Annotated in this window: 10 protein-coding genes and 1 pseudogene; 4 read left to right on the top strand and 7 right to left on the bottom strand. The window is 43.9% G+C overall.

What is annotated here, in order from left to right:
* Window positions 1–2: 2 nt before the first annotated feature.
* The gene (gene bamE / locus DD616_RS14210) at window positions 3–362 is read right to left on the bottom strand and encodes an outer membrane protein assembly factor BamE (RefSeq protein WP_026027472.1); all 360 of its coding nucleotides are present in this window, start codon (window positions 360–362) and stop codon (window positions 3–5) included.
* A gap of 144 nt (window positions 363–506) precedes the next feature.
* Window positions 507–2,171: a DNA repair protein RecN gene (gene recN, locus DD616_RS14205; protein WP_029388392.1), complete on the bottom strand. Its 1,665-nt coding sequence runs from the start codon at window positions 2,169–2,171 to the stop codon at window positions 507–509.
* A 294-nt stretch (window positions 2,172–2,465) separates the two neighbouring features.
* Between recN and DD616_RS14200 the strand changes: the two genes are divergently transcribed.
* Complete coding sequence (locus DD616_RS14200; protein WP_017047959.1) at window positions 2,466–2,621, top strand: hypothetical protein; 156 nt, start codon at window positions 2,466–2,468, stop codon at window positions 2,619–2,621.
* A gap of 54 nt (window positions 2,622–2,675) precedes the next feature.
* Here the strand turns inward: DD616_RS14200 and DD616_RS14195 are convergent.
* From DD616_RS14195 to nadK, 4 genes and pseudogenes are all read right to left on the bottom strand, one after another.
* Window positions 2,676–2,777 (bottom strand): annotated as a pseudogene (locus tag DD616_RS14195) (Rid family hydrolase); the annotation flags it as partial.
* A 53-nt stretch (window positions 2,778–2,830) separates the two neighbouring features.
* A complete protein-coding gene (locus DD616_RS14190) occupies window positions 2,831–4,045 on the bottom strand; it encodes an aromatic amino acid transporter (RefSeq protein ID WP_026028108.1) in 1,215 nt (404 codons plus the stop codon).
* Between the two features lie 116 nt (window positions 4,046–4,161).
* Window positions 4,162–5,580 (bottom strand): tryptophanase, encoded by a 1,419-nt coding sequence (gene tnaA, locus DD616_RS14185; RefSeq protein WP_094125721.1) that lies wholly within the window; start codon window positions 5,578–5,580, stop codon window positions 4,162–4,164.
* 635 nt (window positions 5,581–6,215) lie between these two features.
* Complete coding sequence (nadK, locus tag DD616_RS14180; protein WP_013857433.1) at window positions 6,216–7,100, bottom strand: NAD(+) kinase; 885 nt, start codon at window positions 7,098–7,100, stop codon at window positions 6,216–6,218.
* A 142-nt stretch (window positions 7,101–7,242) separates the two neighbouring features.
* Here nadK and grpE point away from each other — a divergent pair, with 142 nt between their 5' ends.
* The 3 genes from grpE to dnaJ all read left to right on the top strand — a co-directional run bounded on the left by grpE (window position 7,243) and on the right by dnaJ (window position 11,523).
* The gene (grpE, locus tag DD616_RS14175) at window positions 7,243–7,842 is read left to right on the top strand and encodes a nucleotide exchange factor GrpE (protein WP_038148829.1); all 600 of its coding nucleotides are present in this window, start codon (window positions 7,243–7,245) and stop codon (window positions 7,840–7,842) included.
* A 344-nt stretch (window positions 7,843–8,186) separates the two neighbouring features.
* A complete protein-coding gene (gene dnaK / locus DD616_RS14170; RefSeq protein WP_013857431.1) occupies window positions 8,187–10,094 on the top strand; it encodes a molecular chaperone DnaK in 1,908 nt (635 codons plus the stop codon).
* 286 nt (window positions 10,095–10,380) lie between these two features.
* Window positions 10,381–11,523 (top strand): molecular chaperone DnaJ, encoded by a 1,143-nt coding sequence (gene dnaJ, locus DD616_RS14165; RefSeq protein ID WP_026027474.1) that lies wholly within the window; start codon window positions 10,381–10,383, stop codon window positions 11,521–11,523.
* 109 nt (window positions 11,524–11,632) lie between these two features.
* Here the strand turns inward: dnaJ and DD616_RS14160 are convergent, their stop codons facing one another.
* On the bottom strand, window positions 11,633–12,064 hold the full coding sequence (locus DD616_RS14160; RefSeq protein WP_026028109.1) for a type IV pilin protein: 432 nt from the start codon (window positions 12,062–12,064) through the stop codon (window positions 11,633–11,635).
* Window positions 12,065–12,166: the final 102 nt, after the last annotated feature.

The raw sequence follows: 12,166 nt of genomic DNA, 5'->3' as shown, positions 1-12,166 counted from the left end.
GTTCAGTTTACGCCTTCAAAAAACCGTTCGCTAGGAGGGTAGTCGCCACTGATTTCCATCAAAGCACCTGCGGTATTAAATGTCGCAATCAGGTTTTTCTGTATCGATTCTTTGTGGCCTTCCGTGTGGTGATAAATGTAATACCAAGTATCGGGATAACCGTTTTCAATAAGCATCGGCGACCCCATGACAAACCTAACCTGTTCTTTGCTCATACCGAACTTGAGTTGATCGACGGCTTGCTGTTCAACGTAGTTGCCTTGGTTAATATCAATACGATAAACGAGTTTTTCTAATAAAGAGCATCCAGTTAGCATTGTCATTGCTAAAGGGACTGCGATTAACCACTTTTTTAACTGCATATTCAAAATTCTTTGCCAATAGGTCGTAAAACTGGACTGATAATAAACAAGCTCGCAGCAGAAGTAAAAAATAGACTGAGCTACGAGCTAGTTGAGACTGCAAATTTTGAGTTTGGTTGCAAACCTAAAAAGAAAAATGTCAGCTTAGGCGGCGATCAGCAGTTCTTTCGCATTAGCAAGGGTAGATTCGGTGATTTGGCTACCCCCTAAAAGGCGAGCAAGTTCAGCGACGCGTTGTTCATTGTCTAACCGTTTCATTTGTGTTTCTGTCTTTCCTGCTTTGGCTTGCTTGCTGACAAACAGTTGTTGGTGCCCGCAACCTGCCACTTGTGGTAAGTGAGTCACACACAGTACTTGAGTTGATTCGCCTAATGTCCTTAACATTTTTCCGACCACCGCAGCAGTTGGCCCACTGATACCGACATCGACCTCATCAAAAATAAGGCTAGGAGTGTCTACTTTTTGAGCGGTGATCACTTGGATTGCTAGAGATATCCGTGACAGTTCTCCGCCTGACGCGACTTTAGCGATAGGCTGCAGCGGTTGACCTGGGTTGGTCGAGACTAAGAAGGTTACGGTGTCAAAACCCAGTGGTGATGGATGCGTTGTTTCATGATTAACTTCGATGCAGAACTTGGCTTTTTCCATGCTCAGTTCGTGCATGCTATTGGTGATTAATTTATCCAGCTCTTTCGCATAACGGCTACGAGACTTATGCAGTTTGTCGGCACAGGTTGCAAACTGCTGATACTGTTTGGCAACGTTACTTTCCAGTTCTTGTAATTTATCTTCAGAGCAGTCAAGTTGCGCTATTTGTTTGAGCAGATCTTGGTGGTGGTGGTAAAGCGTTTCAGGAGCGATGTAGTGCTTGCGCGATATGGACATCACTTTAGAGTAACGTTCTTCTACATAAGCCATACGTTCAGGATCGACATCGATACTGTCCAGATAGTTTCGCAATTCACTGTTGGCTTCTTCGAGTTGGATGATGGCTTCAGCCACCATGTTGGGTAAGGTGGCAAGTTTTTCATCTAACTCGGCCAGTTCAAGCAAGGCGTGGTTGGCTGACTGCAGCAAACTTAGCGCATTGACTTCTTGCCCCTCATAAATAAGTTCAATGGCTTGCTGGCAAGTGGTAGCAAGCTCGCCACTGTTGGCTAAACGTCTGTGCTCTTGTTCGAGTTCGGTGAACTCTTCTTCACCAATCGCCAATTCATTGAGTTCTTTGATTTGATATTCCAGCAGTTGAACTTGAGCTTGGTTTTGTTGACTATTTTCTTTGAGTTGATTGAGCTGGTTATCTGCTTGACGCCACATTTGGTAGGCTAAGCGTGTCTCTTTGACAAGATTCACGTGACCTGCGTATTGGTCCAGCATGCTCATTTGATACTCACTTTTCATCAGTTGATGATGGGCGTGTTGACCGTGGATGTTGATCAGTAATTGACCTAGAGCTTTGAGTTGTGAAAGAGGCACAGGGCTGCCATTGATGAAGGCACGAGAGCGGCCATCTTTGGTGATGATTCGGCGTAAAATACACTCTTTTTGGTCGAGCAAGTCATTGTCTTCCAACCAGCGCGTGGCGTTGAGGTTATTGTCCAAAATAAAGGCGGCGCTGACTTCGGTTTTTTCTTCACCCTGCCTGACCATTCCTGCTTCCGCACGGCCACCAAGACATAAACTGAGCGCGTCAATTGCAATGGATTTACCCGCACCGGTTTCGCCAGTAATGGTAGTCATTCCTTTGGAAAGCTCTAACTGCAATGATTTAACAATAGCAAAATTATTCACACTTAAATGAGCCAGCATTTCTGTACCTATATAATCAAATAACACTGTATAAGTGAACAGTATAAACTGTTTTTTTATACAGTAAAGATGCCTGTCAGAAAACTATGAGTATTGTAAACTGCGCTGAGTTTAGTGCATGCGACAGGAAGTGATTTATGTTGCTTGATAGCTCTGGCTTTCTAGTGAATTTTACTTCATTCGATGGGGTTAATTAGTTTTGAATTGATTATTAAATGCTCATTAAATAGTTTGACGAGGTTCACAAAAAAGATAGAATACGCAACCTGTATACAATGTAACAAGGTGTAGTAAATGATGAACTCAGCACTTCTTTCGCTATTAGAAAAGAAAAGCACCTCTGAAAAAGGTAAATCCCAATCGACATTGGCTGATAAACTATCGAGTGTCATGGTGTTTGGCGCGACAATCGCCGTAGTTGGTTTGCTAGGGTTAATCTACATTGCATAAATTCACATAAAAAAGACGCTTGATGCGTCTTTTTTATCATCTAGAGAATAGCGCTTACTTGGTCGCTATCACTTCAATTTCCACTTTCGCATCCATAGGCAGGCGAGCAACTTCCACGCATGAGCGCGCTGGAAAAGAGGCTTGGTGGCTTTCAAAGACCATCGTAATTCTCGTCATTAGTGGGTTGCCATTGGTGTAGTGAAACTGACTTAACCGCTGAATGTCGGTAATAGGTTCATCATTGACATAAAGTGGAATACTGCGGTTGCGATACCAAATAAGATCAGCATGCCGATCATTGCGTTGCCACCCGGTGCCATAAATCCTTCTTGACCACCTTCTAAAGTGCGTGATTTACGAGCCAATAACGCTGGAATTAAGCAAGCCCAGATTGTTGCAGCAGCACCCGCATAGCCAATCGCCAGAATAAAGCCGAAAGGGAACAATAAAGAAAGGGTGAGTGGTGGAATAAATGTCACTAGCCACGTTTTAGTTCGACCTTGTTTGTTGTCTTCAAATTTAAACAGGTCTGCCAGAAAATCAAAAACACCTAAGCCTACTCCAATGAACGAAGAAAGAATGGCTGCCATTGAGAAGGTGTTGATTGCGTGCGATACCTTGTCTGAATCAATCACAGAGCCTAACGCTGCTAACAGAACTTCAACGTTACCACCTTGGGCAATCACTGGGCCGAAATTGCTACGTGGTAGGTTACCGTAAATACTGGCCATCCACAGGAAGTACAGACATAGTGCGATAACGGTACCGCCCAAAATGGCGTATTTTGCGCGATGCTCACACCCATAGTAAGAACGCATACTGGCCACTGAGTGATGATAACCAAATGAAGTTAACGCCACAGGTAACATTGCCATAGCGTATGGGGCATAATTGGATTCTTCGTTAATGCGGTCGAAAAGTACGCTAGTATCTATGTTAACGGCTAAACCAGAAACACCAAATACGAAGCTCAGTACCATAAAGGCAATAAGAACAATAGAGATCCTGTCGACTGCTCGAGTAGAGTGCCAAACGAAAAGAGAGAAAACAGCAACAAACAGGACTGATGTGATTTTGTTATTGATACCTAAAACACCTTCTAGAATTAAACCTGAAGATGTGATGTAAGCATAAAGTAAGATACCGCCGACAAAATAAACTGCTAAATTATTAATTCGGTTGACGTTATCGCCAAGGATGTCTTTGGTCACAGTGTTGAAAGACACTTTAAGATCGTAACGCTTGAATGCTTCCAATAGCATCCAACCCGAGAGTGTCATCATGATCATGGTGAAGGTAATTGTGATAAGAGACCAAGTCGTCCAAGCGCCTGCTCCCGCACTCGGTAAACCTAACATTCCGGCTCCGACACAGACGCTTGCTATGATACAAGCTCCGCCTACTAAAGATGGATTATTGTTCATAATCGTTACTCTTGTTTAAGTTTCATGTTGAGGAAAAAGCCCGCTAAATTTATAGATTTTGTTTTGCTCGATTTAGAAGGAAATAGCGCGCCAATTAGGCGCGCTTTAGTTAGTGATTATTCAACTTCCTTTAGACGGGCTGTGAAGTGGCGTAGCACTTGTGGCTCGTAGGTGAAATCGAGTCCCTTTACGTTGTGGGCATTCTCTTTTACTTTCCCAAATGCTTCGATAACGAAGTCCATATGCGTTTGAGTGTAAGTAGCACGAGGAATGGTTAGGCGTAACAACTCAGCAGGACAAGGGTGTTGTTTACCCGTTGCAGGATCACGGCCTAATAGTAGCGAACCGATTTCCACCGCGCGGATACCGGCGACTTTGTAGAGTTCACAGGCCAAAGCATGAGCTGGGAATTGATGCGAAGGGATATGAGGTAATAGTTTGCCTGCATCAACGAATGCTGCGTGGCCGCCAGCCTGCTGACACACAACCCCAATGGCTTCTAGGCCATCAACAAGGTACTGAACCTGACCGATACGGTACTCTAGCCAGTCTTGACGCATGCCATCGTATAGACCGACAGCAAGACGCTCCATTGCACCACCTTCAAGACCACCATAAGTAGGGAAACCTTCTTGAATCACACAAAGCGTGCGGCATTCCGTGTAAGTGTCCATCATCGATTCATCTTTGAAACACAACAGACCGCCCATTTGAACCATTGCATCTTTCTTCGCAGACATGGCTAAACCATCTGCGTATTTATAGGTTTCACGAGTGATTTCTTCGATAGTCCAATTTTGATAACCCGGTTCGCGTTGCTGAATAAAGTAAGCATTCTCAGCAAAGCGCGCAGAGTCCATGATGACAGGAATATCGTAGCGTTGAGCAATCTCGTATACCGCTTTTAAGTTAGCGATAGAGACAGGCTGACCACCGGCAGAGTTACAAGTAATCGTGCTGACAATGTAAGGCACGTTCGCAGGCCCTGCTTCTTCAATCGCCATTTCCAGTTTCGCGATATCAAAGTTACCTTTGAAATCTGCATTGACAGATGTATCGAACGCATCTTTGGTATAGACGTTTTTCGCCACGCAGCAGTTAACCTGAGTGTGACCTTGAGTGGTGTCGAAGAAGTAGTTAGACAGCGCCACCATTTTTGAACGGTCTAGGCCTTTTTCTTTTTCACGCTTTTTAATTAGAACAGGAATATAGATTTGCTCTGCACCACGGCCTTGGTGAGTTGGGATAGTTAACTCATAACCGAAGATATCTTTCACCGCATTCGCCAGCGCATAGTAGCTGCGGCTGCCACTGTAAGCTTCATCACCCATTAGCATTGCTGCTTGCATTCTTTGAGTAATAGAGCCTGTGCCGCTATCAGTGAGAAGGTCAATAAATACATCGTCACTATCGATAAGGAATGGGTTCATACCCGCTTTAAGGATGGCCTCTTCGCGATATTCACGTGTTGTACGTTTTACTGGTTCAACAACACGAATGCGGAAGGGTTCTGGTAAGTGTTTAAAGTTTTCCATGATAATACCTTTGAATAATTTAAATTTCGTCAGGCGATATTAGTCAACACCCTTTATATATTTAGAGTGCAAAATATCGCGCCAAATAATTAGCGATAAAATTCGAGTGAAATAAATCTATTTGAGAATAACCAAGTAACAACTTTAAATTAATAAAGATGAATGCAAGTATCGAAAAGCGATATAAATAGATTTAGTGTTGATGCTGATTGTTTGATGGATTCGAAAGAATGCAGAAACAACCAAGCAGGTTAGGCGTGTGCAAAAGATGGTAAAATTGAGATTTGATAGTCGTGCGTGTACCAAGCTAGGGAGCTTGACCATAACTTATCTTGAATTTTTAGATTTTTACTCATATCTAAATCCGTGGTGAGTTATAGCTGGTTGACTGATGGAACGATTCTTAACCAAGTTGATCAGTAAGTAAATTGATAGAAATAATAATTGTGATCGAAGTCCTTAACTTGAATATGGAATAAATCATGGCTCACAAATAATCAGCTATAGGATAAGTAAATTTATGATAGAAAATAAATAGAAATTTTAAAACCCATTAAATATTAATGATTCCCTGTAAAAAAGACCTCGATATTATTAATCGAGGTCGACAGTCAATAGAAGGTGAAGAGGTTGGTTTAAAACAATTTACTCGACCAACCCAGTTTCTTTCTTAACACGTGATAGTAGCTGTAATCTTTAGGATGAATGAGCTTTAGAATATTTGGGCTTTGGTAAATATGCACTTCATCACCGGGGGAAACCGGTAGGGATACTTGTCCATCGCAGCTAACTTCCTGTGTTCCGCGATTATCAGGCGAAACCAGCAGTTTTATCTGGCGGTTGCCATCCACAACTAAGGGGCGGCTTGAAAGGGTATGCGGGAACATGGGAACCAGTGTAATGGCGTTTAAACTGGGGGATAAAATCGGCCCGCCGCCAGAAAGTGAATAAGCGGTAGAGCCCGTTGGGGTAGAAACGATAAGGCCATCAGAGCGTTGAGAAAAAGCGAAGCTATTATCTATATAGACTTCAAATTCAATCATATGTGCAATTTTGCCGGGGTGTAATACGGCTTCATTAAGCGCTGCATTATGGCTTTTGACTTGCCCGTGGCGATGAATTTCTGTTTCCAGTAAGAAGCGTTGTTCTTCTAAATATTCGCCATTGAGTACTGCAAGTAGCCTTGGTTGAAAATCTTCTGGGTTGAGATCGGTCAAAAATCCTAAATTGCCACGATTCACCCCAATCACGGAAATGTCGAAGCGTGATAATACGCGTGCGGCACCGAGCATATTGCCATCGCCCCCAACCACAACCGCAAGGTCTGCTTTTTTGCCGATTTCAAGCAAGCTAGCGAAATGTTCCGCAGGTACACCTTCCAATATTTCGCTGAGACGATCATCAATAAAGACCGGATATCCCATTGAAGTTAGCCATTGATAAAGCTCTTTATGTGTTTGAATGGCTTGTTGATCTCTTGGTTTTCCAATGATAGCGATCACTTCAAATGGTTTTTTCATAAATTTTCCAAACTAATTAGGCTTGAATCAGGATTGTTCATCCCCATAATAAGGGCAAGTTATGCCTTTGTGCGAATTTTTGTGTGCTTAACTTTTTGAACTGTGGAGGTTAAGCGCAAAATAGTTGGATTCTGGAGATATCATGAACAACGAAGAAAACAAAATCAAAGAAGAAGAACTACAGCAAGAAGTAGTGGGTCAAGAAGCTGAAGTCGTTGGTACTGACGCGGATATCGATTGGAACGAACAAGTTGAAGTCGATGAGAAAGAGTCCCAAATTGCGCAATTAGAAGCGGCGCTACTGTCGAGCGAAGCAAAAATTCAAGAGCAAAAAGACTCGGTGCTAAGAGCGAAAGCGGAAGTTGAAAATATGCGCCGCCGTTCAGAGCAAGAGATCGATAAAGCGCGTAAATATGCGCTGAGCCGTTTTGCTGAAGAGTTGTTGCCAGTGTTAGACAACCTAGAGCGCACGATTCAAGCTGCTGACGCTGAGAACGAAGTGGTGAAACCGCTGGTGGAAGGTGTGGAACTGACACACAAAACTTTCATTGGCGTAGTTGAAAAGTTTGGCCTGAAAGAGATTAATCCTGAAGGCGAAACATTCAACCCAGAATTGCACCAAGCAATGTCAATTCAAGAGAGCCCAGATCATGAACCTAATACTGTGATGTTTGTGATGCAAAAGGGCTATGAGTTGAATGGCCGAGTGATTCGCCCTGCGATGGTCATGGTATCAAAGTAAAGAGTTGCGAAATAAGCCAAATGCTTTATTGGCGTTAATTTATTCAGTGCCAAAGAGAGGTGTACGTCGCCTCTCTTTTTTATGTCGAAATCGATTAATGTCGAGATAGAAACCTTCACTAAGTGATTTCGGGATTGAAAAAGTCGTTATTTACGCTGTTTAGTCGAAATATCATAACTTTTTTCAATTTTGCCCTTGAAAAGGTGCTGAGTGACCTTATTTATTGGGCATACGAGAAACGAACATCCTTGTTTAGTTTGTGAGTAAGGGTTGAAACCCTGTTCTCCCTCCCCCACATAGGGGGTAGCATAAAACAAAAATAGAATTTATTTGGAGATAGCCTGATGGGTAAAATCATTGGTATTGACTTAGGTACTACTAACTCTTGTGTTGCTGTTTTAGATGGCGACAAACCTCGCGTTATTGAAAACGCTGAAGGTGAACGTACAACCGCATCGGTAATTGCATATACAGATGGTGAGACGCTAGTAGGTCAGCCTGCAAAACGTCAAGCGGTAACAAACCCAACCAATACGCTATTTGCAATTAAGCGTTTGATCGGTCGTCGTTTTGAAGACGAAGAAGTTCAACGTGATATTGAAATCATGCCTTACAAAATCGTGAAGGCTGATAATGGCGATGCTTGGGTTGAAGCAAGAGGCCAAAAAATGGCCGCTCCTCAAGTTTCAGCTGAAGTTCTGAAGAAAATGAAGAAAACAGCTGAAGATTTTCTTGGTGAGCCAGTTACTGGTGCCGTTATTACGGTTCCTGCATACTTTAACGATGCACAACGTCAAGCAACGAAAGATGCAGGTCGTATTGCAGGCCTTGAAGTAAAACGTATCATCAACGAACCAACAGCGGCTGCACTTGCTTATGGTTTGGACAAACAAGGTGGCGATCGCGTTATCGCGGTATATGACCTTGGTGGTGGTACATTTGATATTTCAATCATCGAGATCGATGAAGTTGAAGGCGAGAAAACATTCGAAGTTCTAGCAACTAACGGTGACACACACCTTGGTGGTGAAGACTTTGATAACCGCATGATCAACTATCTCGTTGATGAGTTTAAAAAAGAGCAAGGCATCAACCTAAAAACTGATCCACTTGCGATGCAGCGTCTAAAAGAAGCCGCAGAAAAAGCGAAGATTGAGTTGTCATCAGCGCAACAAACAGATGTGAACTTGCCTTACATCACCGCTGATGCTGCTGGTCCTAAGCACATGAACGTGAAAGTGACACGTGCGAAACTAGAATCTCTAGTCGAAGACCTTGTTCAGCGTTCGCTTGAGCCACTAAAAGTGGCGCTGGCTGATGCAGACTTGTCTGTCGGCGACATCACTGACGTTATCCTAGTGGGTGGTCAGACTCGTATGCCTATGGTTCAGAAGAAAGTGGCTGAATTCTTTGGCAAAGAAGCGCGTAAAGATGTTAACCCAGATGAAGCGGTTGCTGTTGGTGCGGCCATTCAAGGTGGTGTGCTTGCAGGTGAAGTAAAAGACGTACTGCTACTTGACGTAACGCCTCTGTCTCTCGGTATCGAGACAATGGGTGGCGTGATGACTAAGTTGGTTGAGAAAAACACAACGATTCCAACTAAAGCGAATCAAGTATTCTCTACCGCTGAAGACAACCAAAACGCAGTAACGATCCATGTTCTACAAGGTGAGCGTAAGCAAGCCATGTACAACAAATCGCTAGGTCAATTTAACCTAGAAGGTATTCAAGCTGCACCACGTGGCATGCCACAAATTGAAGTTGTGTTTGACTTGGATGCGGATGGTATCTTGCACGTGTCTGCGAAAGATAAACAAACAGGCAAAGAGCAGAAGATCACTATCCAAGCGTCTGGCGGTTTGAGCGATGCTGAAATCGAGAAAATGGTCCAAGAAGCTGAAGCAAACAAAGAAGCGGACAAAAAGTTCGAAGAGTTAGCGACAGCACGTAACCAAGCGGACCAAATGATTCACGGTACTCGTAAGCAAATTGAAGAAGCGGGTGATGCTCTTCCTGCTGACGATAAAGTGAAGATTGAAGCGGCCATTACTGAGCTTGAAGAAGCGAAGAAAGGTGAAGACAAAGAAGCGATCGACGCTAAAGTTCAAGCGCTTATGGCTGCTGCTCAAAAACTGATGGAGATCGCTCAGCAAAAAGCTCAAGCACAACAAGCGGGTGAAGGCCAACAACAGTCTGCAGAAGACGATGTCGTTGACGCTGAGTTTGAAGAAGTCAAAGAAGACAAAAAGTAATTGATTGAGTTCCCTCCTTTTAAGCGGGGAGGGCTAGGGTTGGGTGGCTCGCGAGTTTAACCCACCCTAACTTCTCTAAGAGAAGAATGAAATCAACGGTATTATGCGGGCGTTTGGGGTAACTCTTACGCCCGTATGTCTGTAATTAATGAAAACTCATTGGTGTCCATCTAACTAACAGTGTCTTTTTAGTTTGAATTCACTAGAATCTAGAGCCATTAGTTAGGTCGATATAAACACCAAGCGGCAGCGTGTCGTTTGCGGTAACAAATTGGTGACGAAGAAGATGTCAAAACGTGATTTTTACGAAGTATTAGGCGTAGGCCGAGATGCCTCTGAGCGCGATATTAAAAAGGCGTACAAGCGCCTAGCAATGAAGTTTCACCCTGATAGAAACCAAGGGGATGACAGCGCTTCGGACAAGTTTAAAGAAGTAAAAGAAGCGTATGAAATTTTAACCGATTCGCAAAAGAAAGCGGCTTATGATCAGTACGGTCATGCTGCTTTTGAACAAGGCGGAATGGGCGGTGGCGGCTTTGGTGGCGGCAGTGCTGATTTTGGCGATATCTTCGGTGATGTCTTTGGTGACATTTTCGGTGGTGGTCGCCGGGGCGGTGGTCAAGCGCGTGCACAACGTGGTGCTGACTTGCGTTACAACATGGAACTGTCTTTAGAAGAGGCCGTTCGTGGTTGTTCGAAAGAGATTGAAGTGCCAACACTGGTCCATTGTGATTCTTGTGAAGGTACTGGCGCGAAGAAAGGCTCGTCTGCGCAAACGTGTGGAACCTGTCATGGTCACGGCCAAGTACAGATGCGCCAAGGATTTTTCGCTGTACAGCAAACCTGTCCGACTTGCCATGGTAAAGGTAAGATCATTAAAGACCCATGTAACGTGTGTCACGGACAGGGGCGTAAGCAAAAAACCAAAACGCTTAATGTTAAAATTCCAGCCGGTGTGGATACGGGCGATCGCATTCGTTTATCTGGCGAAGGTGAAGCGGGAGAAATGGGCGCTCCAGCGGGGGATTTGTACGTACAAGTTCACGTCAAAGAGCACCACATTTTTGAACGTGATGGCAACAACTTATACTGTGAAGTCCCTGTAAGTTTTGCTATGGCGGCACTTGGCGGTGAAGTTGAAGTTCCAACACTCGATGGTCGTGTAAACTTGAAAGTGCCAGAAGAGACGCAAACAGGGCGCATGTTCCGTATGCGTGGTAAAGGTGTGAAAGGCGTACGCGGTGGGGCGATCGGTGATTTGGTTGTCAAACTCGTGGTTGAAACACCAGTGAAACTGAGCGCGCGTCAAAAAGAACTATTACGTGAATTTGAAGAAACTTGCGGTGGTGAAGCGGCAAATAAGCATAAGCCTAAATCGGAAGGTTTCTTTAATGGCGTGAAAAAGTTCTTCGATGATTTAACCAGCTAATTCACTGTTGAATTATTATCTATCCAATAAGGCCTGCAATGCAGGCCTTATTCGTTCCTGATACAGGATGACTTTGTCCTCCCCTCACAAACTGAACCTTTGTGGTGTTCTATTTCCAACATGCGCTTGGGGCTGATTCGTTGGTTGATTTCAATGTCATGACCTTATCGCTTGTAAGGCACTCATCCTTGTCTTGGCCTCTGGTGCTCTGCGCCGTCGCGGTGATGGTGTAGCTACTGGTTGCGGAGCTGGCGACTGAAAACTGATAGCGTTCAGCATCGCTTTCACAGATGACGCAATTTCCCCCTGAAATGATTCCGCTCCAGTCATAACCCTTATCGTAGTGATGCTCCAGTTCCAGTTGAATTCTCCCCATATCGGCGAGAGCGGTGGTTCGGTGCCCTTTTAAAACGTGCTTGGTATAACTTGGATAAGCGATTGCAGACAGTACGCCAATAATCACAACCGCAATCAATAATTCGATCAATGTCATCCCGAACGACCGCCGGTTGTGGTTGTTGCATTTAGAATTTCGAATCATCACGTGGAGTTCCTTGTTGATTTACCCGCTATTTTTATTAGGTGATAGCATTCGCGCAAGGTGAATTTTGTTTCATATTTTAATTACATAGGAATTTGGGAA

Origin of the sequence: Vibrio anguillarum, assembly GCF_003390515.1 — a bacterium.
Lineage (GTDB): Bacteria > Pseudomonadota > Gammaproteobacteria > Enterobacterales > Vibrionaceae > Vibrio > Vibrio anguillarum.
The sequence above is the reverse complement of the archived record's forward strand: the minus strand, read 5'-3'. Positions and strand labels throughout refer to the sequence as shown.

Coding starts and splice junctions, on each gene's coding strand:
- DD616_RS14190 (WP_026028108.1), bottom strand. CDS start 4,045: ATGAACAATAATCCATCTTTAGTAGGCGGAGCTTGTATCATAGCAAGC.
- dnaJ (WP_026027474.1), top strand. CDS start 10,381: ATGTCAAAACGTGATTTTTACGAAGTATTAGGCGTAGGCCGAGATGCC.
- nadK (WP_013857433.1), bottom strand. CDS start 7,100: ATGAAAAAACCATTTGAAGTGATCGCTATCATTGGAAAACCAAGAGAT.
- recN (WP_029388392.1), bottom strand. CDS start 2,171: ATGCTGGCTCATTTAAGTGTGAATAATTTTGCTATTGTTAAATCATTG.
- DD616_RS14160 (WP_026028109.1), bottom strand. CDS start 12,064: ATGATTCGAAATTCTAAATGCAACAACCACAACCGGCGGTCGTTCGGG.
- bamE (WP_026027472.1), bottom strand. CDS start 362: ATGCAGTTAAAAAAGTGGTTAATCGCAGTCCCTTTAGCAATGACAATG.
- DD616_RS14200 (WP_017047959.1), top strand. CDS start 2,466: ATGATGAACTCAGCACTTCTTTCGCTATTAGAAAAGAAAAGCACCTCT.
- tnaA (WP_094125721.1), bottom strand. CDS start 5,580: ATGGAAAACTTTAAACACTTACCAGAACCCTTCCGCATTCGTGTTGTT.
- dnaK (WP_013857431.1), top strand. CDS start 8,187: ATGGGTAAAATCATTGGTATTGACTTAGGTACTACTAACTCTTGTGTT.
- grpE (WP_038148829.1), top strand. CDS start 7,243: ATGAACAACGAAGAAAACAAAATCAAAGAAGAAGAACTACAGCAAGAA.